Origin of the sequence: Kocuria subflava (genome assembly GCF_012163155.1) — a bacterium.
In the GTDB taxonomy this organism is placed as follows: Bacteria; Actinomycetota; Actinomycetes; order Actinomycetales; family Micrococcaceae; genus Kocuria; species Kocuria subflava.
Map to the genome: position 1 here is coordinate 51,768 of NZ_JAAVUN010000009.1, position 21,077 is coordinate 72,844.

At 63.7% G+C, this 21,077-nt stretch carries 29 protein-coding genes; all 29 read left to right on the plus strand.

Annotated elements, in window-relative coordinates; all coding sequences use genetic code 11:
• The first annotated feature begins 57 nt into the window (after positions 1-57).
• On the plus strand, positions 58-843 hold the full coding sequence (pcaH, locus tag GTW58_RS06105; protein WP_119933500.1) for a protocatechuate 3,4-dioxygenase subunit beta: 786 nt from the start codon (positions 58-60) through the stop codon (positions 841-843).
• Positions 836-1,453 carry a protocatechuate 3,4-dioxygenase subunit alpha gene (pcaG, locus tag GTW58_RS06110; protein ID WP_119933486.1) on the plus strand — a complete coding sequence of 206 codons (618 nt, stop codon included), beginning with the start codon at positions 836-838 and terminating at the stop codon, positions 1,451-1,453. The genes pcaH and pcaG overlap by 8 nt, the downstream gene beginning before the upstream one ends.
• Before the next feature lie 30 nt (positions 1,454-1,483).
• Positions 1,484-2,887, plus strand: a complete 1,404-nt coding sequence (locus GTW58_RS06115) for a lyase family protein (RefSeq protein WP_119933487.1) — start codon at positions 1,484-1,486, stop codon at positions 2,885-2,887.
• Positions 2,888-2,925: 38 nt separating this feature from the next.
• Positions 2,926-3,813 carry an alpha/beta fold hydrolase gene (locus GTW58_RS06120; RefSeq protein WP_157980547.1) on the plus strand — a complete coding sequence of 296 codons (888 nt, stop codon included), beginning with the start codon at positions 2,926-2,928 and terminating at the stop codon, positions 3,811-3,813.
• Positions 3,814-3,857: 44 nt separating this feature from the next.
• Positions 3,858-4,226 carry a carboxymuconolactone decarboxylase family protein gene (locus GTW58_RS06125; protein ID WP_119933501.1) on the plus strand — a complete coding sequence of 123 codons (369 nt, stop codon included), beginning with the start codon at positions 3,858-3,860 and terminating at the stop codon, positions 4,224-4,226.
• The gene (locus tag GTW58_RS06130; RefSeq protein ID WP_119933489.1) at positions 4,223-5,428 is read left to right on the plus strand and encodes a thiolase family protein; all 1,206 of its coding nucleotides are present in this window, start codon (positions 4,223-4,225) and stop codon (positions 5,426-5,428) included. The genes GTW58_RS06125 and GTW58_RS06130 overlap by 4 nt, the downstream gene beginning before the upstream one ends.
• A gap of 13 nt (positions 5,429-5,441) precedes the next feature.
• Positions 5,442-6,122 (plus strand): 3-oxoacid CoA-transferase subunit A, encoded by a 681-nt coding sequence (locus GTW58_RS06135; RefSeq protein WP_119933490.1) that lies wholly within the window; start codon positions 5,442-5,444, stop codon positions 6,120-6,122.
• A 95-nt stretch (positions 6,123-6,217) separates the two neighbouring features.
• On the plus strand, positions 6,218-6,865 hold the full coding sequence (locus GTW58_RS06140; RefSeq protein ID WP_189587247.1) for a 3-oxoacid CoA-transferase subunit B: 648 nt from the start codon (positions 6,218-6,220) through the stop codon (positions 6,863-6,865).
• Entirely contained in the window at positions 6,865-7,677 is an 813-nt protein-coding gene (locus tag GTW58_RS06145) for an IclR family transcriptional regulator domain-containing protein (protein WP_119933492.1), read from the plus strand. The genes GTW58_RS06140 and GTW58_RS06145 overlap by 1 nt, the downstream gene beginning before the upstream one ends.
• A gap of 369 nt (positions 7,678-8,046) precedes the next feature.
• Complete coding sequence (gene rpsL / locus GTW58_RS06150; RefSeq protein ID WP_119933493.1) at positions 8,047-8,421, plus strand: 30S ribosomal protein S12; 375 nt, start codon at positions 8,047-8,049, stop codon at positions 8,419-8,421.
• A complete protein-coding gene (gene rpsG, locus GTW58_RS06155; RefSeq protein ID WP_047691286.1) occupies positions 8,421-8,891 on the plus strand; it encodes a 30S ribosomal protein S7 in 471 nt (156 codons plus the stop codon). The genes rpsL and rpsG overlap by 1 nt, the downstream gene beginning before the upstream one ends.
• 105 nt (positions 8,892-8,996) lie before the next feature.
• Positions 8,997-11,111 (plus strand): elongation factor G, encoded by a 2,115-nt coding sequence (gene fusA, locus GTW58_RS06160; RefSeq protein ID WP_047691961.1) that lies wholly within the window; start codon positions 8,997-8,999, stop codon positions 11,109-11,111.
• 225 nt (positions 11,112-11,336) lie between these two features.
• A complete protein-coding gene (gene tuf, locus GTW58_RS06165; protein WP_047691962.1) occupies positions 11,337-12,527 on the plus strand; it encodes an elongation factor Tu in 1,191 nt (396 codons plus the stop codon).
• A 507-nt stretch (positions 12,528-13,034) separates the two neighbouring features.
• A complete protein-coding gene (gene rpsJ, locus GTW58_RS06170) occupies positions 13,035-13,343 on the plus strand; it encodes a 30S ribosomal protein S10 (protein ID WP_013349689.1) in 309 nt (102 codons plus the stop codon).
• A gap of 17 nt (positions 13,344-13,360) precedes the next feature.
• On the plus strand, positions 13,361-14,017 hold the full coding sequence (rplC, locus tag GTW58_RS06175; RefSeq protein ID WP_047691964.1) for a 50S ribosomal protein L3: 657 nt from the start codon (positions 13,361-13,363) through the stop codon (positions 14,015-14,017).
• A 6-nt stretch (positions 14,018-14,023) separates the two neighbouring features.
• Positions 14,024-14,650, plus strand: coding sequence for a 50S ribosomal protein L4 (rplD, locus tag GTW58_RS06180; protein ID WP_119933494.1), 627 nt, complete (start codon positions 14,024-14,026; stop codon positions 14,648-14,650).
• A complete protein-coding gene (gene rplW, locus GTW58_RS06185; RefSeq protein WP_047691966.1) occupies positions 14,647-14,946 on the plus strand; it encodes a 50S ribosomal protein L23 in 300 nt (99 codons plus the stop codon). The genes rplD and rplW overlap by 4 nt, the downstream gene beginning before the upstream one ends.
• A gap of 36 nt (positions 14,947-14,982) precedes the next feature.
• Positions 14,983-15,822, plus strand: coding sequence for a 50S ribosomal protein L2 (rplB, locus tag GTW58_RS06190; RefSeq protein WP_047691967.1), 840 nt, complete (start codon positions 14,983-14,985; stop codon positions 15,820-15,822).
• Positions 15,823-15,835: 13 nt separating this feature from the next.
• A complete protein-coding gene (gene rpsS, locus GTW58_RS06195; protein WP_047691968.1) occupies positions 15,836-16,117 on the plus strand; it encodes a 30S ribosomal protein S19 in 282 nt (93 codons plus the stop codon).
• Between the two features lie 55 nt (positions 16,118-16,172).
• Positions 16,173-16,538: a 50S ribosomal protein L22 gene (gene rplV / locus GTW58_RS06200; RefSeq protein ID WP_047691969.1), complete on the plus strand. Its 366-nt coding sequence runs from the start codon at positions 16,173-16,175 to the stop codon at positions 16,536-16,538.
• On the plus strand, positions 16,539-17,375 hold the full coding sequence (gene rpsC, locus GTW58_RS06205; RefSeq protein ID WP_119933495.1) for a 30S ribosomal protein S3: 837 nt from the start codon (positions 16,539-16,541) through the stop codon (positions 17,373-17,375).
• Positions 17,375-17,791, plus strand: coding sequence for a 50S ribosomal protein L16 (gene rplP, locus GTW58_RS06210; RefSeq protein WP_047691971.1), 417 nt, complete (start codon positions 17,375-17,377; stop codon positions 17,789-17,791). Before rpsC ends, rplP begins: the two co-directional genes overlap by 1 nt.
• A 3-nt stretch (positions 17,792-17,794) precedes the next feature.
• Complete coding sequence (gene rpmC / locus GTW58_RS06215; RefSeq protein WP_119933496.1) at positions 17,795-18,046, plus strand: 50S ribosomal protein L29; 252 nt, start codon at positions 17,795-17,797, stop codon at positions 18,044-18,046.
• Complete coding sequence (rpsQ, locus tag GTW58_RS06220) at positions 18,043-18,321, plus strand: 30S ribosomal protein S17 (protein WP_047691973.1); 279 nt, start codon at positions 18,043-18,045, stop codon at positions 18,319-18,321. The genes rpmC and rpsQ overlap by 4 nt, the downstream gene beginning before the upstream one ends.
• A gap of 441 nt (positions 18,322-18,762) precedes the next feature.
• A complete protein-coding gene (rplN, locus tag GTW58_RS06225; protein ID WP_119933497.1) occupies positions 18,763-19,131 on the plus strand; it encodes a 50S ribosomal protein L14 in 369 nt (122 codons plus the stop codon).
• Positions 19,131-19,475 (plus strand): 50S ribosomal protein L24, encoded by a 345-nt coding sequence (gene rplX / locus GTW58_RS06230; RefSeq protein WP_119933498.1) that lies wholly within the window; start codon positions 19,131-19,133, stop codon positions 19,473-19,475. The genes rplN and rplX overlap by 1 nt, the downstream gene beginning before the upstream one ends.
• Positions 19,475-20,032 carry a 50S ribosomal protein L5 gene (rplE, locus tag GTW58_RS06235; protein ID WP_119933499.1) on the plus strand — a complete coding sequence of 186 codons (558 nt, stop codon included), beginning with the start codon at positions 19,475-19,477 and terminating at the stop codon, positions 20,030-20,032. The genes rplX and rplE overlap by 1 nt, the downstream gene beginning before the upstream one ends.
• 77 nt (positions 20,033-20,109) lie before the next feature.
• Positions 20,110-20,508 (plus strand): 30S ribosomal protein S8, encoded by a 399-nt coding sequence (gene rpsH / locus GTW58_RS06240; RefSeq protein WP_047691977.1) that lies wholly within the window; start codon positions 20,110-20,112, stop codon positions 20,506-20,508.
• 30 nt (positions 20,509-20,538) lie between these two features.
• Complete coding sequence (rplF, locus tag GTW58_RS06245; protein WP_047691978.1) at positions 20,539-21,075, plus strand: 50S ribosomal protein L6; 537 nt, start codon at positions 20,539-20,541, stop codon at positions 21,073-21,075.
• Positions 21,076-21,077: the final 2 nt, after the last annotated feature.

Consider the following 21,077-nt stretch of genomic DNA (forward strand, 5'->3'; position numbering starts at 1 on the left):
TACGTCCTTGACAAGTGGCCGCGTAGCGGCGCTTGAGCAACATCAAAGGAGATGATCATGGCTGAACCCGTTGTTTCATCGGATGCCGCCGCGAACTCTCAAGCGGAGATCTCTGCTGACATGCAGGAGATCCAGCGCAGTTACGCCGCCTCAGGCGTGCTGGAGACGCAGCCTCGAATCGACTATCCGCCGTATCGCAGTTCCATCCTGCGCCACCCCACCAAGGACCTTCACCACGCAGATCCGGAGACCATTGAGCTGTGGGCACCGGCCTTCGGCCAGCGGGACGTCCATGCGTTGGAAGCTGATCTGACCATCCAAGGTGGTGGTGAGCCGAGCGGTGAGCGCATGACCGTGCGTGGTCGCGTGCTTGATGGTGACGGTCGCCCCGTGCGCAATCAGTTGGTGGAAATCTGGCAGGCCAACGCGGCCGGGCGCTACATCCACAAGCGCGATCAACACCCCGCGCCCATCGATCCCAATTTCACCGGCGTGGGGCGGTGCCTGACGGATGCGGACGGCAATTACTCGTTCACCACCATCAAGCCCGGTCCGTACCCGTGGAAGAACCACCACAACGCGTGGCGTCCGGCGCACATCCACTTCTCCCTGTTCGGCACGGATTTCACGCAGCGGATGATCACCCAGATGTACTTCCCGGGTGACCCGCTGTTTGATCTGGACCCGATTTACCAGGCGATCATGGATCCCAAGGCCCGCGAGCGTTTGGTGGCCAACTACGACCATGACGCCTCTGAACACGAATGGTCCCTGGGCTACACCTGGGACATCGTGCTGACCGGTTCGCACCGCACGCCCACGGAGGATCACACTGATGTCTGATCAGCACACCAACACCTCGACCACTGCACCGGGTGAGCGGTTGATTCCCATCCCCGGTCAGACCATCGGACCGTTCTACGGGTTCGCCCTGCCCTACCCGGGGGGCGAAAACCTGGTGGATCGCTCCCACCCAGATGCTGTGCGCCTGCACGGCACCGTGTATGACGGTCACGGGGATCCCGTGCCCGATTCCATGCTGGAAATCTGGCAGGCGGACGCGCAGGGGCGGGTCTCCCAAGAGCCTGGTTCCCTGGTGCGTGACGGTTACACCTTCACCGGATTCGGCCGGGTGGCCGTGGACAACGTGGGCCATTACGACTTCACCACGGTCAACCCCGGGGCCACAGAGGACGGCAAGGCAGCATTCATCACCATGACGGTGTTTGCCCGCGGACTGCTCAACCGCCTGTTCACTCGGATCTACCTTCCGGAGGACCAGGCAGCACTGGATCAGGACCCGGTCTTGTCCTCCTTGGATCCGCAGCGACGCCGCACTCTGATTGCCCAGCGTGAGGAGGACGGTTCCTTGAGGTTCGACATCCACCTCCAGGGTGACGGTGAAACGGTCTTCCTGTCCTACCCGAACCACCGACTCGACCACTCGGCCTGAGTGGGCAGCTTCACCACATCTGAGTGCACCATGACTGACCACGGCCTCCTGACGCCCGGAACGCACCGTTTCCACAGCCTGACCGACGATGGCGCTTTTCTGCGTTGTCTTGTTGAGGTGGAAGCCGCGTGGGTCCGAGCCCAGGCCGTGGTCGGTTTGGTGCCGCAGGCCCATGCGGATGTGGTGGACGACGTCGTCGCGGGTCCGTTGTGGGTCGGAGGGCTCAACGTCGACGATGTGGCTGTTGCAGCAGAGGCGGGCGGCAACCCCATGATCGACCTGCTGGGGCACGTGCGCGCAGCAGTGCGGGCCGTGGATGCTGGTGCGGCCGGGAGCGTTCACCGTGGTTTGACCAGCCAGGACGCGATGGACACGGCTCTCATGCTGCTGGCCCGGCGTGCAGTGACCGCTGTGCAGGATCACCTTGATGCGGTGTTGCAGGCGCTGGGGAGGTTGGCCGCTGAGCACCGCACCACCAGTTGTGTGGCCAGGACCTTGACCCAGCACGCGGTGCCCTCCACGTTCGGGCTGCGCTGCGCGCGGTGGCTGCACAATGTGCTGGATGCCCGGCAGGCCGTGGCGGCTCTGAGGTTCCCGGTGGCCGTTGGCGGGGCGGCTGGAACGTTGGCCGGCACCTCCGCCCTGTTCGCGGATCGGCCTGCGTCTGAGCGTGCGGCCGCCGTGGATGAACTCAACCAGGCGTGGGCCGCCGAGCTCGGTCTGGACAAGGCGGGCCATGTGTGGCACACCGCCCGTGGTCCGGTTCTGCAGCTCGGTTCCGCCGTGGCGCAGAGTTGTGCAGCACTTGGCATGGTTGCCAACGACGTTCTGGTGCTGGCTCGCCCGGAAATCGGGGAGGTGCGGGAACCGAGCGCCCCCGGGCGTGGGGTCTCCTCTGCCATGCCGCAGAAGCAGAACCCCGTGCTCTCCGTGTTGATCAAACGAACCGCGCTGCGTACTCCGCAGATGCTGGCCCAGCTCTACCTGGCAGCCGGCGCCTTCGTGGACGAACGTCCGGAGGGGGCCTGGCACGCCGAGTGGCCGAGCCTGCGTGAGCTGCTCACCATGACCGGAACTGCTGCCATGCACGCCCGGGAACTCACGGAAGGTCTACGTGTGGACACGGAGGCCATGCGGCGCAATCTGGAACTCAGCGCCCCCGGGTTGGTCTCTGAACGTCTGGTGGCCGAGCTTGCGCCGGCATTGGCAGATCCATCCGATGCCAAGAAGACCATTCAGGCGGCCATCAGCACCGGAGCACAGGATGCAGCATCCGTGATCCAGCGTCTGGTGGAACTGACCAAGGGGCGGCCCCTGCCAGACGGAGGCACCGCGAACGCGGAGGTGATTGCCCAACTGTGCGATCCCGGTGAGTACGTGGGTGAGGCCCACGCCCTGGTGGATCGGGCTCTGAATCGACTGACCGAACTTTGACCATCATCGTTCAGACCAAGATCGCGAGGGAGACACCCATGGCCGTTCCTGAGATTCACATCGTGGGGCTGGGGGAGCCCACCGAGCAGGGCCCGGCAGCCCAGAGTGCGCGGTTGGCTGCTGTGCCGTTGCTGCTGGTGGGGCCCTCCCTGGGGACCTCGGTGACCAACCTGTGGGGGCCCGTTGCCCGTGAACTGGCAGGCAAGGCACGCGTGCTCGGTTGGGACCTGCCCGGACACGGCGTGACCCCTGCAGCTACCGAACAGTTCACCATGGCGGAGCTGGCCCAAGGCGTTGTGCGGGCAATGGACACGGTCCTGGCAGGGGAGAACATTTCAGAAACAGATCGATCGTTCTTTTATGCCGGGTGCTCGGTGGGCGGCTGTGTAGGGCAGCAGTTGCTGGTGGATGCACCCGAGCGGGTTCTGGGTGCAGTTCTGGTCACCACCTCTCAGAAGGTGGGCACCCCAGAGGGCTGGCGGGAACGCGCTGAGCTGGTGGCTCAGGCCGGTACCTCCACGCAGGTGATCGGCAGCGCCAAACGGTGGTTCGCAGAAGGGTTCATTGCCCGGGATGCCCACAGTGGCGCAGGCGTGTCCACCGGTTTGCTCCATGATCTCCAGGATGCAGACCGCCAAGGGTACGCCCAGGTGTGTGAGGCCCTGGCAGGCTTCGACATCCACGGTCAGCTGTCCCATGTTGTGGTTCCGGTGGTCGTCGTCGCCGGTGGGCAGGACGTTGCCACGCCACCGGAACAGCTGCGGGAACTGGCCCAGGCCATTGCCGGTGCCCAATACGTCGTGTACTACGACGTCGCCCACCTTCCCCCTGCCGAAGCCCCCGAGCGTGTGGCTCAGCAGATTGCCACCATCTTGGCCGCTCAGGGAACCGATCAGCGGCTAACGCCGGAGAGGACCGAGGCGTGAGTGCACATCCAGACCGTACTGAGTCCCAAACCCACGCAGACGGCATGGCCGTACGCCGCCAGGTGCTGTCCGATCAGCACGTGGATCGAGCCGAAGCGGGCAAGGACGAGTTTATCGAGGAGTGGCAGGACTTCATCTCCCGCTACGCCTGGGGGGAGATCTGGACCCGACCAGGCCTGGACCGACCCATGCGCAGCGCCATCACACTGACCGCCTTGATCGCAGGTGGCCACTGGGGTGAATTCGAAATGCACGTTCGTGCTGCCCTGCGCAACGGGTTGACGCGTGAGCAGATCAAGGAAGTTCTGCTCCAGTCAGCGATCTATCTGTCAGTACCTTCAGCCAACAACGCCTTTTCGCATGCCCGCGCGGTCTTTGACCGCCTGGATGCTCAGGAGGAGAGCACCTCGTGACTTCGTCCTACCTGTACGACGCCGTACGGACCCCGTTCGCAAAGATCGGTGGTGCCCTCTCCGGCCACCGCCCGGATGACCTGGCCGCCCTGGTGGTGCGCACCATGGTGGAACGTGCACCGGAGTTTGATCCTGCCCGGATCGATGAGGTGATTTTCGGAAACGCCAACGGTGCCGGTGAAGAGAACCGCAACGTGGCTCGCATGGCCACCCTGCTGGCAGGTTTGCCCACCTCCGTGCCGGGCACCACGGTGAACCGTCTGTGCGGATCCTCCCTGGATGCCGCCATGATCGCTTCCCGCCAGATCGAGGTGGAGGAAGCGGATGTGATGTTGGTGGGCGGTGCGGAGTCCATGTCCCGGGCACCGTGGGTCCTTCCGAAAACCGAACGAGCTTTCCCCATGCAGGACATCAAACTGGCCGACTCCACGCTGGGCTGGCGCCTGGTGAACCCACAGATGCCGGGGGAGTGGACCGTATCTCTGGGGGAGGCCACTGAACAACTGCGGGAGAAGCACGGCATCACCCGCGCTGAGCAGGACGAGTTCGCCGCACGGTCCCACCAGCTGGCGGCCGCAGCATGGGATCAGGGCCGCTACCAGGACCTGGTGGTCAGCGTTCCCGCCAACTCCAAACGGGGTACGGAGGTGACTCGGGATGAGACCATCCGTCCGGACTCCACGGCCGAGTCCCTGGGCGGACTGCGCACGGTCTTCCGTGCGGAGAACGGCACCGTGACCGCGGGCAACGCTTCTCCCATGAACGACGGCGCCTCCGCCGCCTGGCTGGGCTCTGCGGCTGGTGGTGACGTGCTGGGCCTTGATCCGCTGGCGCGCATTGCGGGGCGCGGCGCTGCTGCCAATGAACCCCAGTTCTTTGGGGAGGCCCCCGTGGAAGCCGGGAACATCGCTCTGCGGCGCGCTGGAATCACCTGGGACCAGGTTGGTGCCGTGGAGCTCAACGAGGCTTTCGCCGCACAGTCACTGGCCTGTGTCCGCCAATGGGGGATTGATCAGGAGATCGTGAACACCTGGGGCGGAGCCATTGCCATCGGCCACCCGTTGGGAGCCTCCGGCACCCGGGTGCTGGGCACCCTGGCGCGTCGCCTCAAGGCGGAGAACCAGCGGTGGGGTGTGGCCTCCCTGTGCATCGGCGTGGGTCAAGGCCTTGCCGTGGTGCTGGAAAACCAAGACGCGAACTGAAGGACTGCTGAACATGCTCAACGTCGTCGAATGCGCGGCAGCCGCCGTGGCACCCATCAAAAACGGATCCACCGTGATGATCGGTGGTTTCGGGGTGGCCGGTCAGCCGGTGGAACTCATTGATGCCCTGATCGAAGAAGGCGCCACGGACCTGACCGTGGTCAACAACAATGCCGGCAACGGGGATGTTGGGCTGGCCAAGCTCATCAGCCTGGGGCGCGTCCGGAAGATCATCTGCTCCTTCCCACGCCAGGCGGACTCCCATCACTTTGATGCCAAGTACCACGCCGGTGAGATCGAACTGGAAGCGGTGCCCCAAGGCAACCTTGCCGAACGCATCCGCGCCGCGGGGGCAGGCATCGGGGCGTTCTTCACGCCCACCGGTTACGGCACCCCTCTGGCTGAGGGCAAGGAGGTCCGTGAGCTGGGCGGAAAGATGCAGATCTTGGAGTTGCCCATCACCGCTGACTTCTCCCTGACCAAGGCCGTCACCGCAGACACGGCCGGGAACCTGGTCTACCGCAAGACGGCCCGTAACTTCGGGCCCATCATGGCGGCTGCAGCCACCCACTCCATCGTGCAGGTCAGCAACGTTGTGCAGCGCGGCCAGCTGGACCCCGAGGTGGTGGTCACTCCGGGCATCTACGTGGACACCGTGGTGGCCATTGACTCCCCAGCCGTGGGCCAGGCCTGATTCCGGGTACCTGGTGTGCAGATCAGCAACATGTAGGCCGGTCAGCAACATGCAGGCGGACCGAAACCATTGAAAGAGAGCACAGCATGACTCGCATGACTCGGGATCGCGCCCTGAGCCCGGAGGAACTGGCGGAAGTGGTGGCTGCGGACATCCCCGCCGGCGCTTACGTGAACTTGGGCATCGGCCAACCCACTTTGGTGTCCAACTACCTGACTCCGGAGGATGACGTCACTCTCCACACGGAGAACGGAATGTTGGGGATGGGGGCGCAGGCACACGGTGAGGAGGTGGATCCGGATCTGATCAACGCCGGGAAGATCCCCGTGAAGGAAACAGAGGGGTGCTCCTACTTCCATCATGCCGACTCGTTCGCCATGATGCGCGGCGGTCACCTGGACTGTTGTGTGCTGGGGGCCTTCCAGGTGGACCGCAACGGGAACCTGGCCAACTGGCACACGGGCAAACCCGATGCCATTCCTGCAGTGGGTGGAGCCATGGACCTGGCAACCGGTGCCAAGCAGACGTTCGTGATGATGACCCTGACCGCCAAGAACGGTCAGCCCAAGCTGGTGGAGGAGTGCACCATGCCCTTGACCGGCGTGGGGTGTGTCTCTCGCATCTATACTGACCAGGCAGTGTTCCTCATCGAGGGGGACGGGTCAGTGGTGGTCCGGGAGACGTTCGGGTGTGATGTTGAAGCCGTCCAGGAGCTCGTACCTTTTGCCCTTGAGCGCGCTTGATGGTACCTGACGCATCTCAAGGTCCTGAGGCAACCACGCGTGAGGGTGGTGGGTACTTCGTCCAGTCCCTGGCCCGCGGGTTGGCGGTCATCGCCGCATTCGATGACCGCCACCCAGCCATGACACTTTCCGACGTCGCACGGCGTACCGGACTGACCCGTGCCACTGCCAGGCGGTTCCTGCTGACCCTGGAGGAGCTGGGCTACGTGCGCAGCGACGGTCGCCAGTTCGAGCTCACGGCCAAGGTGCTGGAGCTCGGCTACTCCTATCTCTCTGCCCTCAGCCTCCCGGAGCTGGTCACCCCGCACTTGCGCAAACTCTCTGACCAGGTCCAGGAATCGTGCTCGGTGGCAGTGCTGGATGGCCCGGACATCGTGTACGTGGCACGGGTGCAGATGCGCCACATCATGAACGTTGCCATTTCCGTGGGTACCCGCTTCCCGGCGCACGCGACCTCCATGGGGCGGGTGCTGTTGGCGGATCTCAGCAACGACGACGCCGTGGCCCGCTGTGGGCAGCACCTGGGAGAACACCAGCTGGCTCGTACGGTGTCCACGCCGCACGAACTCATCAGGCGTTTGGATGAAGTACGCAGGCGGGGCTACGCCGTCGTCGATCAGGAACTGGAGGCCGGGCTGCGCTCCGTTGCCGTGCCGTTGAAGGATTCTGCGGGCAAAACCGTGGCCGCGGCCAACGTGTCCATGCGGGTGGGTGCAAGTCCCGCAGCCGATGACCCCGTGGGGCAGATCCTGCCCGCTCTGCAGCAGTGCGCAGCGGCAGTGCATCAAGATCTGGTGGCCAGCGCCGTCTGACGTGACCCAGGCGACCTCATGGGCCCGGTTCAAGGGCTGGTGGGCGCCGGTGGACTCTGTTAAGCTGGCTGAGATTGGCTCGATCACCCATGTGGACTTCTTGATGTCATAGTCAAGATCCACAAGATCGCATTCCAGTGGCAACTTGGACACCGTCCCGAGGATCGCAAGATGAACCTCAGTGCCACTTTTTTGTGTGTCTGCAAACCATTCGTCCCAGTGCGGATCACCCGCACGCCACCGGGATGCGTGAACGCCAGGTCCTGAGGCAGGGCACCACGGCGTCGTGGGTGACGAGTAGGCCGTCAAAAGCCGAAGACCAAACAAGAGCGGCGCCGTGTGAGCGGCCCGCCACCACCAGGAGACGAAGTGCCAACAATTCAGCAGTTGGTCCGAAAGGGCCGCAGCCCGAAGGTCGTGAAGACCAAGGCGCCTGCCCTGAAGGGCAGCCCCATGAAGCGTGGCGTGTGCACCCGTGTGTACACCACCACTCCCAAGAAGCCGAACTCCGCCCTCCGTAAGGTCGCCCGTGTGCGCCTCAACGGCGGCGTCGAGGTCACCGCTTACATCCCCGGTGAGGGCCACAACCTCCAGGAGCACTCCATCGTGCTCGTTCGCGGTGGTCGTGTGAGGGACCTCCCGGGTGTCCGCTACAAGATCGTCCGCGGCGCCCTGGACACCCAGGGTGTCAAGGGTCGCGGCCAGGCCCGCTCCCGCTACGGCGCGAAGAAGGAGAAGAAGTAATGCCTCGTAAGGGTCCCGCTCCCAAGCGCCCGCTCGTTGTCGACCCCGTCTACGGTTCGCCGGTCGTCACCCAGCTGATCAACAAGGTCCTCCAGGACGGCAAGAAGTCCACCGCAGAGCGCATCGTTTACGGTGCCCTGGCCGGTGTGGAGCAGAAGACCGGCTCCGAGCCGGTTGCCACCCTGAAGAAGGCCCTGGAGAACGTCAAGCCCGCTCTGGAGGTGCGCTCCCGCCGAGTCGGCGGTGCCACCTACCAGGTGCCGGTTGAGGTTCGAGCAGGCCGCTCCACCGCCCTGGCTCTGCGCTGGCTGGTCGGCTACGCCAAGGCCCGCCGTGAGAACACCATGACCGAGCGTCTCATGAACGAGATCCTCGATGCCTCCAACGGCCTCGGTGCCGCGGTCAAGCGCCGTGAAGACACCCACAAGATGGCTGACTCCAACAAGGCCTTCGCCCACTACCGCTGGTAATACCAGCCCCGCTGGTACCATCGGCCCGGTCTGCCGTCCACACAGCGACCGCTGCAAAGCGGCACGGACGGCAGACCACCGGCCACACCTCAGAAGGGATTCACCGTGGCACTTGACGTGCTTACCGACCTCAAAAAGGTCCGCAACATCGGCATCATGGCTCACATCGATGCCGGCAAGACGACCACCACCGAACGCATCCTGTTCTACACCGGCATCAACCACAAGATCGGCGAGACCCACGACGGCGCCTCGACGATGGACTGGATGGAGCAGGAGCAGGAGCGCGGCATCACCATCACGTCCGCGGCGACCTCTTGCTACTGGCACGACAACCAGATCAACATCATCGACACCCCCGGCCACGTGGACTTCACCGTTGAGGTGGAGCGCTCGCTGCGCGTGCTCGATGGTGCGGTAGCCGTGTTCGACGGCAAGGAAGGTGTTGAGCCGCAGTCGGAGACCGTGTGGCGTCAGGCTGACAAGTACGACGTCCCCCGTATCTGCTTTGTCAACAAGATGGACAAGCTCGGTGCGGACTTCTACTTCACCGTTGACACCATCATCTCCCGCCTGGGCGCCAAGCCCCTGGTTCTGCAGCTGCCGATCGGCGCCGAGTCCGACTTCGTCGGCGTGGTTGATCTGCTGACCATGAAGGCATTCGTCTGGGAGGGCGACTCCAAGGGCGACGTCACCATGGGCGCCAAGTACGAGATCCAGGAGATCCCCGCCGATCTTCAGGACCGTGCCGAGGAGTACCGCAACAAGCTGGTCGAGGACGTCGCCGAAGCCGACGACGACCTGATGGAGAAGTACCTGGGCGGTGAGGAGCTCACCGTGGAGGAGATCAAGGCCGGCATCCGCAAGCTGACCATCAACTCCCAGGCTTACCCCGTGCTGTGCGGCTCCGCGTTCAAGAACCGCGGTGTACAGCCCATGCTCGACTCCGTGATCGACTACCTGCCCTCCCCTCTGGACGTCCCGGACGTTCAGGGTCACGCCGTGAACGATGAAGAGGAAGTCATGACTCGCACCGCGAGCTCGACCTCCCCCTTCTCCGCTCTGGCGTTCAAGGTGGCAACCCACCCGTTCTACGGCACCCTGACCTACACCCGTGTTTACTCGGGCAAGGCCAAGGCCGGCGAGCAGGTGCTGAACTCCACCAAGGGCAAGAAGGAGCGCATCGGCAAGCTGTTCCAGATGCACTCCAACAAGGAGAACCCGGTTGAGGAGATCCAGGCCGGCCACATCTACGCGGCCATCGGTTTGAAGGACACCACCACCGGTGACACCCTGTGCGATCCCGCCAACCCGATCGTGCTCGAGTCCATGTCCTTCCCGGCACCCGTGATCTTCGTGGCCATCGAGCCCAAGACCAAGGGCGACCAGGAGAAGCTGTCCACCGCCATCCAGAAGCTCTCGGCGGAGGATCCCACCTTCACCGTTTCACTCAACGATGAAACCGGGCAGACCGAGATCGGCGGCATGGGCGAGCTCCACCTGGACATCCTGGTGGACCGCATGAAGCGCGAGTTCAAGGTCGAGGCCAACGTGGGCAAGCCCCAGGTGGCCTACCGCGAAACCATCAAGAAGGCCGTGGAGAAGGTCGACTACACCCACAAGAAGCAGACCGGTGGTTCCGGTCAGTTCGCAAAGGTGCAGGTCTCCTTCGAGCCGATCGCTCTGGATGCCGAGGAACTCTACGAGTTCAGCAACGCCATCACCGGTGGCCGCGTGCCCCGCGAGTACATCCCGTCCGTGGATGCCGGTATCCAGGACGCCATGCAGTTGGGCGTGCTGGCCGGTTACCCGGTCGTGGGCGTCAAGGCCACGCTGATCGACGGCGCCTACCACGACGTCGACTCCTCCGAGATGGCGTTCAAGATCGCCGGCTCCATGGTGTTCAAGGAAGGCGCCAAGCGCGCCAACCCGGTGCTGCTGGAACCGCTCATGGCCGTTGAGGTCCGTACTCCGGAGGAGTACATGGGCGATGTGATCGGTGACCTGAACTCCCGCCGTGGACAGATCCAGTCCATGGAGGACGTCACCGGCGTCAAGCTGGTCAAGGCCAACGTGCCCCTGTCCGAGATGTTCGGCTACATCGGGGATCTGCGCTCCAAGACCCAGGGTCGCGCGGTCTACTCGATGCAGTTCGACTCCTACTCAGAGGTCCCGAAGGCTGTGGCCGACGAGATCATCCAGAAGAACCGCGGCGAATGAGCCGTCAGCGGTTGCCTGAGCTGGTCTTAGGCAACCGCCGCCCGGGTCACCACCCGGCTTCCTGAGACTGTGTCCCGCTGCTTGTGGGCAGCGGGACACAATCTCCAATTTCGTTACGTACCACCACATGACTACACTTGCAGAGGTTTCTGTTCGCTTCAGCGCCTCTTCTGCCTGCGCGAGCGGGCAAGCAAGGTTTCCACTCACGTTCTAGGAGGAACAACCATGGCGAAGGCCAAGTTCGAGCGCACCAAGCCGCACGTCAACATCGGCACCATCGGCCACGTCGACCACGGCAAGACCACGCTCACGGCCGCCATCTCGAAGGTCCTGGCTGACAAGTACCCGGACTACAACGAGCAGCGCGACTTCGGCATGATCGACTCCGCTCCTGAGGAGCGCCAGCGCGGTATCACCATCAACATCGCGCACATCGAGTACCAGACCGAGAAGCGTCACTACGCACACGTGGACGCCCCCGGTCACGCCGACTACGTCAAGAACATGATCACCGGTGCCGCCCAGATGGACGGCGCAATCCTGGTGGTTGCCGCAACCGACGGCCCCATGGCTCAGACCCGCGAGCACGTTCTGCTCGCCCGTCAGGTGGGCGTGCCCACCTTGATGGTTGCTCTGAACAAGTCCGACATGGTCGACGACGAGGAGCTGCTCGACCTGGTCGAGATGGAGGTCCGCGAGCTGCTGTCCGACCAGGGCTTCGACGGCGATGAGGCTCCGGTCATCCGCGTCTCCGCTCTGAAGGCTCTGGAAGGCGACGCCGACTGGGTCAAGTCCGTTGAGGACCTGATGGAAGCTGTTGACGAGTACATCCCGGACCCCGTCCGCGAGACCGACAAGCCCTTCCTGATGCCCATCGAGGACGTCTTCACCATCACCGGTCGTGGCACCGTGGTGACCGGCCGTGCCGAGCGTGGCACCCTGCCGATCAACTCCGAGGTCGAGATCGTGGGCATCCGCCCCGTTCAGAAGACCACCGTGACCGGTATCGAGATGTTCCACAAGCAGATGGACGAAGCTCTGGCCGGTGAGAACTGTGGTCTGCTGCTGCGTGGCCTCAAGCGCGACGATGTCGAGCGCGGCCAGGTTGTCTGCAAGCCGGGTTCCATCACCCCGCACACCGACTTCGAGGCGAACGTCTACATCCTCTCCAAGGACGAGGGCGGCCGTCACAACCCGTTCTACTCGAACTACCGTCCGCAGTTCTACTTCCGAACCACCGACGTCACCGGCGTCATCACCCTGCCCGAGGGCACCGAGATGGTCATGCCCGGTGACAACACCGAGATGACCGTTGAGCTGATCCAGCCCATCGCCATGGAAGAGGGCCTCGGCTTCGCCATCCGTGAGGGTGGCCGCACCGTGGGCTCCGGCAAGGTCACCAAGATCAACAAGTGATCACTCACTGATTGATCTGGACCGCAGGTTCGAAAGGGCCTGACCCGGGACAGAGCTGAAGGCCCCGTACCGATCCGTTCGGTGCGGGGCCTTCTGCATGCTCCACCCCACTCCTCCTTGCGGGTGCTGGTGGTAGGGCGGGGGAGACCTCTACCACAGGGACACACCCGGGGTTGCGGGCGTGTGTGCCCGCGTGGCAGGATAGACGCTGTTGTTCGCAAGCCGTGGCATGTCCACGTGCGGTGATTCCGGTTGAATCGGAAGTGAAACCCACGTGAGCGTCGCGGACGAACCCAAGAACAGCCAACCCGTCTCCAGAACACGGCTTCGGCATGTGCAAAGCACATAGACGACACGCCCGAGTTCGGGGACCGGTGCTTCGGTGGGGCGAGGAACCCGGCACAGCCGGATTCGGTCCACGCGAAGGGGCACTGAAAGATGTGCCGAACACAAGGAGCTTCGAGCTCCGTCACAGGGAAGTACTTGAAGAAAGAGAGTCACGACGCCATGGCGGGACAGAAAATCCGCATCCGGCTGAAGTCCTATGACCACGAGGTCATTGACGTCTCGGCCCGCAAGATCGTCGAGACGGTGACCCGTGCCGGCGCGACCGTAGTCGGCCCCGTGCCGCTGCCGACCGAGAAGAACGTGTACTGCGTCATCCGCTCGCCGCACAAGTACAAGGACAGCCGTGAGCACTTCGAGATGCGCACTCACAAGCGGCTGATCGACATCGTCGACCCCACCCCGAAGGCCGTTGACTCGCTCATGCGTCTCGACCTTCCGGCCGACGTCAACATCGAAATCAAGCTCTGATAAGGACCGCAGACGTAATGACTACGACTTACGAACGCCAGATGAAGGGCATCCTGGGCAAGAAGCTCGGCATGACCCAGATCTGGGACGAGGACGGAAAGCTCGTCCCGGTCACCGTCGTGCAGGCCGACACCAACGTTGTGACTCAGCTGCGCACTGCCGAGACCGATGGCTACTCCGCCATTCAGATCGGCTACGGCCAGATCGATCCCCGCAAGGTGACCAAGCCCCTGGCCGGCCACTTCGAGAAGGCTGGAGTTGCTCCCCGTCGTCACGTCGTTGAGGTTCGCACCTCCGATGCCGGCGAGTACCAGCTCGGCCAGGAACTTTCCGTTGAGCTCTTCGAGGCCGGCCAGTTGGTCGACGTCGTGGGCACGACCAAGGGCAAGGGCACCGCTGGCGTCATGAAGCGCCACGGCTTTGCCGGTGTGGGCGCCTCCCACGGTCAGCACAAGAACCACCGCAAGCCGGGTTCGATCGGCAACGCGTCCTTCGCCGCCCGCGTGTTCAAGGGAATGCGCATGGCAGGCCGTATGGGCCACGACCGTCACACGACCATGAACCTCAAGGTCGTCGGCGTCGATGCCGAGAACTCCCTGCTTCTCATCAAGGGTGCCGTGCCCGGCCCCAAGGGTTCGGTCGTCCTCGTCCGCACCGCAGTGAAGGGAGCCTGATAAGTCATGGCAACTGAAACCATCAACGTGGAACTGCCCGCCGAGATCTTCGACGCTCGCACCTCCGTGCCGCTGATGCACCAGGTCGTCGTCGCTCAGCTGGCCGCTGCCCGCCAGGGCACCCACAAGACCAAGCGCCGCGGTGAAGTTTCCGGTGCAGGTCGCAAGCCGTTCAAGCAGAAGGGCACCGGCCGCGCCCGTCAGGGTTCGATCCGCGCCCCGCACATGACCGGTGGCGGCATCGTGCACGGTCCCGTGCCCCGCGACTACTCGCAGCGCACCCCCAAGAAGATGAAGGCAGCTGCCCTGCGCGGCGCCCTCTCCGACCGTGCTCGTCACGATCGCATCCACGTCGTGGCTTCCCTGATCGACGGGGACACCCCCTCGACCAAGGCCGCCAAGGCTGCACTGGCCGGTCTGACCGAGCGCAAGAACGTGCTCGTCGTGATCGACCGTCAGGACGACGTCGCCGCTCTGTCGGTGCGCAACCTGGGCAACGTGCACACCCTGTACGCCGACCAGCTCAACACCTACGACGTGCTGGTCAACGACGACGTGGTCTTCACCAAGGCCGCCTACGACGCCTTCGTCGAGGCAGCTCAGACCGGCAAGAAGCAGGAGGACGCCAAGTGAGCGTGACCTACAAGGACCCGCGCGACGTCATCATCGCTCCCGTGGTTTCCGAGAAGGCCTACGGCCTGATCGACCAGGGGCAGTACACCTTCTTCGTCGCCACCGATGCCAACAAGATTGAGATCAAGCAGGCTGTTGAGGCCATCTTCGATGTCAAGGTTGCATCCGTGAACACCGCCAACCGTGACGGCAAGCGCAAGCGCACCCGCTTCGGCTGGGGCCAGCGCAACCGCACCAAGCGCGCCATCGTGACCCTCTCCGAGGGCACCATCGACATCTTCGGAGGCCAGGGCTGAACGCCCTAAGGCCACACCTATCGAGGAACTTCAAACATGGCTATTCGTAAGCACAAGCCGACGACGCCGGGCCGCCGTGGCTCGTCCGTCTCGGACTTCTCAGAGATCACCCGGTCCACCCCGGAGAAGTCTTTGGTGCGCCCCCTGCCCAAGAAGGGCGGACGCAACAACCTGGGCCGCATCACCACCCGTCACAAGGGCGGTGGACACAAGCGCCAGTACCGCGTGATCGACTTCCGTCGTCACGACAAGGACGGCGTGAACGCCAAGGTCGCTCACATCGAGTACGACCCCAACCGCACCGCACGCATCGCACTGCTGCACTACGTGGACGGCACCAAGCGCTACATCGTGGCGCCCAACCGTCTCAAGCAGGGCGACGTCGTGGAGACCGGCCCCTCGGCTGACATCAAGCCCGGCAACAACCTGCCGCTGCGCAACATCCCGGTGGGTACCGTGATCCACGCCGTGGAGCTGCGTCCCGGTGGCGGTGCCAAGCTGGCCCGCTCCGCCGGCGCCTCCGTGCAGCTGGTGGCCAAGGAAGGCCGCTACGGTCAGCTCCGTCTGCCCTCCGGTGAAATCCGCAACGTCGACGTCCGCTGCCGCGCGACCGTCGGTGAGGTCGGCAACGCCGAGCAGGCCAACATCAACTGGGGCAAGGCCGGCCGTAACCGCTGGAAGGGCATCCGCCCGACCGTCCGCGGTGTGGTCATGAACCCCGTGGACCACCCGCACGGTGGTGGTGAAGGTAAGACCTCCGGTGGTCGTCACCCGGTCAACCCGAACGGTAAGCCCGAGGGCCGTACACGTCGCCCCAACAAGGAAAGCGACAAGCTCATCGTCCGCCGTCGCCGTACCGGCAAGAACAAGCGCTAAGGGAGCCTGAACCATGCCACGCAGCCTGAAAAAGGGTCCTTTCGTCGACCAGCACCTTTTTGTGAAGGTGGCCAAGGAAAACGAGAAGGGCACCAAGAACGTCATCAAGACGTGGTCGCGACGCTCGATGATCATCCCCGACATGCTCGGGCACACGATCGCCGTGCACGACGGCCGTAAGCACATCCCGGTGTTCATCACCGAGTCCATGGTTGGTCACAAGCTCGGCGAGTTCGCTCCCACGCGTACTTTCCGTGGCCATGTGAAGGACGACAAGAAGGGCAAGCGCCGCTGATCCTTCGGATCCAGCAGCGTTTAGCACTTCGTCAAGAGACGAGAAGAGGAAAGCAATGGAAGCCAAGGCATCCGCGCGATATGTCCGCGTGACGCCGATGAAGGCCCGGCGCGTCGTCAACCTGATCCGTGGCCAGCAGGCCCACGAGGCACTGGCCATCCTGAAGTTCGCCCCCCAGGGTGCTTCGGAGCCGGTGTTCAAGGTTCTGTCGTCCGCAGTGGCCAACGCCCGTCAGGCGGCTGACCGCCAGGGTCTGCCGTTCCGCGAAGAGGACCTGTTCGTGTCCGAGGCATTCGTGGACGAGGGACCCACCATGAAGCGGTTCCGTCCGCGTGCCCAGGGCCGCGCCTACCGGATCAACAAGCGCACGAGCCACATCACCCTGGTCGTGGCCACCCCGGAGAACGAGGAGGTCCGCTAAGTGGGACAGAAGATCAACCCCAACGGTTTCCGCCTTGGAATCACCACGGACCACGTTTCGCACTGGTTCGCTGATTCCAACAAGGAAGGCCAGCAGTACAAGGACTACGTCCGCGAGGACGTTCAGATCCGCAAGCTCATGGACACCGGCATGGAGCGCGCCGGCATCTCGAAGGTTGAGATCGAGCGCACCCGTGACCGCGTGCGGGTGGACATCCACACCGCTCGTCCGGGCATCGTGATCGGCCGCCGTGGCGCTGAAGCAGACCGCATCCGCGGCGAGCTCGAGAAGCTCACCGGCAAGCAGATCCAGCTGAACATCCTCGAGGTCAAGAACCCCGAGGCCGACGCCCAGCTGGTTGCCCAGGGTGTTGCCGAGCAGTTGGCCTCCCGTGTGGCCTTCCGCCGTGCGATGAAGAAGGCCATCCAGTCCGCACAGCGCGCCGGCGCCAAGGGTATTCGTATCCAGTGCGCAGGCCGTCTGGGTGGCGCTGAGATGTCCCGCTCCGAGTTCTACCGCGAAGGCCGTGTGCCCCTGCACACGCTGCGCGCGAACATCGACTACGGCTTCTTCGAGGCCAAGACCACCTTCGGCCGCATCGGTGTGAAGGTCTGGATCTACAAGGGCGATCTGACGGACAAGGAACTGGCAGCTCAGGAAGCTGCTGCTCCTTCCCGCGGCCGTGGCGGCAATGACCGTCGTGGCGGTGGCGAGCGTCGTCGTCGCAACGACCGTAATGACCGTGGGGGCCGCCGCGGGGAGCGCAACGAGCGTTCCGGCGAGGCTCCTGCCGCTGAGGCCCAGGCCTCGGCGTCCAACGCAGAGGGTGGTAACTGATGCTCATCCCCCGTCGTGTGAAGTACCGCAAGCAGCACCACCCCAAGCGGAGTGGTATGGCCAAGGGCGGCACCGAGGTGACCTTCGGTGAATGGGGAATCCAGGCACTGACTCCGGCATATGTGACCAACCGGCAGATCGAGGCAGCTCGTATCGCCATGACCCGCTACATCAAGCGTGGCGGCAAGGTTTGGATCAACATCTACCCGGACCGTCCCTTGACCAAGCGCCCCGCCGAAACCCGTATGGGTTCCGGTAAGGGCTCTCCCGAGTGGTGGGTTGCCAACGTCAAGCCCGGCCGCGTGATGTTCGAACTCGGCGGCGTGTCCGAAGAGGTCGCTCGCGAGGCCCTGCGTCTGGCCATCCACAAGCTCCCGATGAAGGCACGCATTGTGCGTCGCGAAGGCGGTGAATGATCAATGGCTTTTGGATCCAAGGATCTGAGCATTGACAAGCTCGACGAGCTCGAAAACGACGCTTTGTACACCGAGCTGAAGAAGGCCAAGGAAGAGCTGTTCAACCTGCGCTTCCAGTCGGCCACCGGGCAGCTCGAGTCGAACGGCCGCCTGAAGGCCGTCAAGCGTGACATCGCCCGCATCTACACGGTTCTGCGCGAGCGTGAGCTCGGCATCCGTGCCACGAACACCACTGATGAGGATGATGCCAAGTGACCGAGCAGGCACAGAAGACCGAAGAGCGCGGCTACCGCAAGACCCGCCGTGGCTACGTCACCTCGGACAAGATGGACAAGACCGTGGTCGTCCAGCTGCAGGACAACGTCAAGCACGCCCTGTACGGCAAGGTCATGCGTCGCTCCAAGAAGGTCAAGGCTCACGACGAGGAGAACTCGTGCGGCATTGGCGACTTGGTGCTGATTTCCGAAACCCGCCCGCTGTCAGCTGACAAGCACTGGCGCGTTGTGGAGATCATCGAAAAGGCCAAGTGAGCCTTTCCTGATCGATCGAGATGCCGTGGTCACCCGCAAGGGTGGCCACGGCATCTTGCTGTGCGGCCAGGTTCCCCGCCCTCAGCGCGGGGGAGCCTGGCCGTTGTGCTGCTCACACCGCCCGTCCTGGTATGGGCGACGACGCCGCTCGCGTGGTAACGTTGGTGTCTTGTGTGGGCATCACTATGCCCTCACCCCTCTGCTCTTTCGTGCCAGCGCATAATGCCCGCAGCTTGACCATGCGCCCTGACGGGCAGCAATGAATCCACTGCGAGTTCAGATGCTTCTGGCACGAATAGGCCGAGCCCCTGCCGCAGCGTGCGCTTGATGCGCGCGGATCTGGTGGAGGGGAATCTATCCGACTAGCTGTTCCGCTAGGCCCGCCCCTGAAGCTTTTGAATCGAAGGGTGCTGGAACCGGCGTGACGACAGGAGACAACAAGTGATTCAGCAGGAGTCGCGGCTGACCGTCGCCGACAACTCGGGTGCGAAGGAAATCCTGACCATCCGTGTTCTCGGTGGTTCAGGTCGCCGCTACGCAGGCATCGGTGACACCATCGTGGCCACCGTCAAGGATGCCACCCCCGGCGGAAACGTGAAGAAGGGCGACGTCGTCAAGGCCGTCGTCGTTCGCACCAAGAAGCAGCGTCGCCGCCCGGATGGTTCCTACATCCGTTTCGACGAGAACGCCGCAGTGATCCTCAAGACCGACGGTGACCCCCGCGGTACCCGCATCTTCGGCCCCGTGGGCCGCGAGCTGCGCGACAAGAAGTTCATGAAGATCATCTCTCTGGCACCGGAGGTGCTCTGATGCCCAAGTTCAAGATCAAGACCGGTGACCTGGTTCAGGTCATCTCCGGCAAGAAGGACAACAAGGGCAAGCAGGGCAAGGTCCTGCGTGTCATCCCCGAGACCGAGCGTGTGGTCGTCGAGGGCGTCAACGTCGTGACCCGCCACAAGCGCGCCACGATGCAGGGTGAAGCCGGCGGCATCGAAAAGGTCGAGGCCCCGATCCACATCTCGAACGTGGCCCTGGTTGACCCCGAGACCAAGAAGCCGACCAAGGTTGGCTACCGCACCGAGACTGTCGAGCGCAACGGTCGCACCAAGACCATCCGCGTTCGCGTGTCCAAGAGCACGGGTAAGGATCTGTGATGACCGAAACCAACGCCCCCAGCTTCAAGACCAAGTTCCAGGACGTCGTGGTTCCCGCACTGCAGGAGCAGTTCAACTACGGCAACGTCATGGAAACTCCCCGGATCGTCAAGGTTGTCGTCAACATGGGTGTGGGCGACGCAGCCAAGGACTCCAAGCTCATTGACGGCGCTGTTCGCGACCTGACCGCCATCACCGGTCAGAAGCCCGTGATCAACCGCGCCAAGAAGTCCATCGCGCAGTTCAAGCTGCGTGAAGGAATGCCCATCGGTTGCCACACCACGCTGCGTGGCGACCGCATGTGGGAATTCCTGGACCGCTTGGTGAGCCTGGCTCTGCCCCGTATCCGCGACTTCCGTGGTCTCTCCGACCGCCAGTTCGACGGCAACGGCAACTACACCTTCGGTCTGACCGAGCAGTCCATGTTCCACGAAATCGATCAGGACAAGATCGATCGCGTGCGCGGTATGGACATCACCGTGGTGACCACGGCCAAGACCGACGACGAGGGCCGCGCGCTGTTGAAGGCGCTCGGTTTCCCCTTCAAAACCAACTGACGACTACGTCTCAGGTCCTCAACTCCCGGTGGTGAACCGGGCGGAGGAAACCAAGACGAGGAAGGGCACGAGCCCACATGACCATGACAGATCCTGTCGCAGACATGCTGACCCGTCTGCGCAACGCAAACTCTGCCTACCACGAGACCGTGAGCATGCCGTACTCCAAGCTCAAGGCACGTGTTGCAGAGATTCTGAAGGCCGAAGGCTACATCGCCGACTGGTCCGAGGAGCCCGCCAAGGTCGGCAAGACCCTGGTGCTGACCCTGAAGTTCGGCCCGCAGCGCGAGCGTTCGATCGCCGGCGTGCGCCGTATCTCCAAGCCGGGCTTGCGCGTTTACGCAAAGTCCACCAACCTGCCGCGCGTGCTGGGCGGGCTGGGCATCGCCATCCTCTCGACCTCCTCGGGTCTGCTGACTGACAAGCAGGCTTCCAAGAAGGGCGTGGGCGGCGAGGTCCTGGCCTACGTCTGGTGATTCGGTAGCAGAGAAAGGAAGGAAGAGAACATGTCACGTATTGGACGTCTCCCCATCTCTGTGCCCGCCGGCGTCGAGGTGAAGATTGACGGCTCCCAGGTTTCCGTGAAGGGACCCAAGGGCGAGCTGAACCACACCGTGGCCGCACCGATCGAGTTGTCCCAGGAGGACGGCACGATCACGGTCACCCGTCCCAATGACGAGCGCGAGTCCCGCTCGCTGCACGGCCTGACCCGCACCCTGATCCAGAACATGATCGTGGGCGTGACCGATGGCTACAGCAAGGGCCTGGAAATCGTCGGCACCGGTTACCGCGTGCAGGCCAAGGGCCAGAACCTGGAGTTCGCTCTGGGTTACTCGCACCCGATCACCTTCGACGCTCCTGAGGGCATCGAGTTCGCCGTCGAAGGCGCGAACAAGTTGACCGTCAAGGGCATCGACAAGCAGCAGGTCGGCCACGTGGCCGCCAAGATTCGCGGGCTGCGCGCTCCCGAACCCTACAAGGGCAAGGGCGTCCGCTACGCGGGCGAGCAGATCCGCCGCAAGGCCGGAAAGGCAGGTAAGTGATC

Coding starts and splice junctions, on each gene's coding strand:
- pcaH (WP_119933500.1), top strand. CDS start 58: ATGGCTGAACCCGTTGTTTCATCGGATGCCGCCGCGAACTCTCAAGCG.
- pcaG (WP_119933486.1), top strand. CDS start 836: ATGTCTGATCAGCACACCAACACCTCGACCACTGCACCGGGTGAGCGG.
- GTW58_RS06115 (WP_119933487.1), top strand. CDS start 1,484: ATGACTGACCACGGCCTCCTGACGCCCGGAACGCACCGTTTCCACAGC.
- GTW58_RS06120 (WP_157980547.1), top strand. CDS start 2,926: ATGGCCGTTCCTGAGATTCACATCGTGGGGCTGGGGGAGCCCACCGAG.
- GTW58_RS06125 (WP_119933501.1), top strand. CDS start 3,858: ATGGCCGTACGCCGCCAGGTGCTGTCCGATCAGCACGTGGATCGAGCC.
- GTW58_RS06135 (WP_119933490.1), top strand. CDS start 5,442: ATGCTCAACGTCGTCGAATGCGCGGCAGCCGCCGTGGCACCCATCAAA.
- GTW58_RS06140 (WP_189587247.1), top strand. CDS start 6,218: ATGACTCGGGATCGCGCCCTGAGCCCGGAGGAACTGGCGGAAGTGGTG.
- GTW58_RS06145 (WP_119933492.1), top strand. CDS start 6,865: ATGGTACCTGACGCATCTCAAGGTCCTGAGGCAACCACGCGTGAGGGT.
- rpsG (WP_047691286.1), top strand. CDS start 8,421: ATGCCTCGTAAGGGTCCCGCTCCCAAGCGCCCGCTCGTTGTCGACCCC.
- tuf (WP_047691962.1), top strand. CDS start 11,337: ATGGCGAAGGCCAAGTTCGAGCGCACCAAGCCGCACGTCAACATCGGC.
- rpsJ (WP_013349689.1), top strand. CDS start 13,035: ATGGCGGGACAGAAAATCCGCATCCGGCTGAAGTCCTATGACCACGAG.
- rplC (WP_047691964.1), top strand. CDS start 13,361: ATGACTACGACTTACGAACGCCAGATGAAGGGCATCCTGGGCAAGAAG.
- rplD (WP_119933494.1), top strand. CDS start 14,024: ATGGCAACTGAAACCATCAACGTGGAACTGCCCGCCGAGATCTTCGAC.
- rplB (WP_047691967.1), top strand. CDS start 14,983: ATGGCTATTCGTAAGCACAAGCCGACGACGCCGGGCCGCCGTGGCTCG.
- rpsS (WP_047691968.1), top strand. CDS start 15,836: ATGCCACGCAGCCTGAAAAAGGGTCCTTTCGTCGACCAGCACCTTTTT.
- rplV (WP_047691969.1), top strand. CDS start 16,173: ATGGAAGCCAAGGCATCCGCGCGATATGTCCGCGTGACGCCGATGAAG.
- rplP (WP_047691971.1), top strand. CDS start 17,375: ATGCTCATCCCCCGTCGTGTGAAGTACCGCAAGCAGCACCACCCCAAG.
- rpmC (WP_119933496.1), top strand. CDS start 17,795: ATGGCTTTTGGATCCAAGGATCTGAGCATTGACAAGCTCGACGAGCTC.
- rplX (WP_119933498.1), top strand. CDS start 19,131: ATGCCCAAGTTCAAGATCAAGACCGGTGACCTGGTTCAGGTCATCTCC.
- rplE (WP_119933499.1), top strand. CDS start 19,475: ATGACCGAAACCAACGCCCCCAGCTTCAAGACCAAGTTCCAGGACGTC.
- rpsH (WP_047691977.1), top strand. CDS start 20,110: ATGACCATGACAGATCCTGTCGCAGACATGCTGACCCGTCTGCGCAAC.
- rplF (WP_047691978.1), top strand. CDS start 20,539: ATGTCACGTATTGGACGTCTCCCCATCTCTGTGCCCGCCGGCGTCGAG.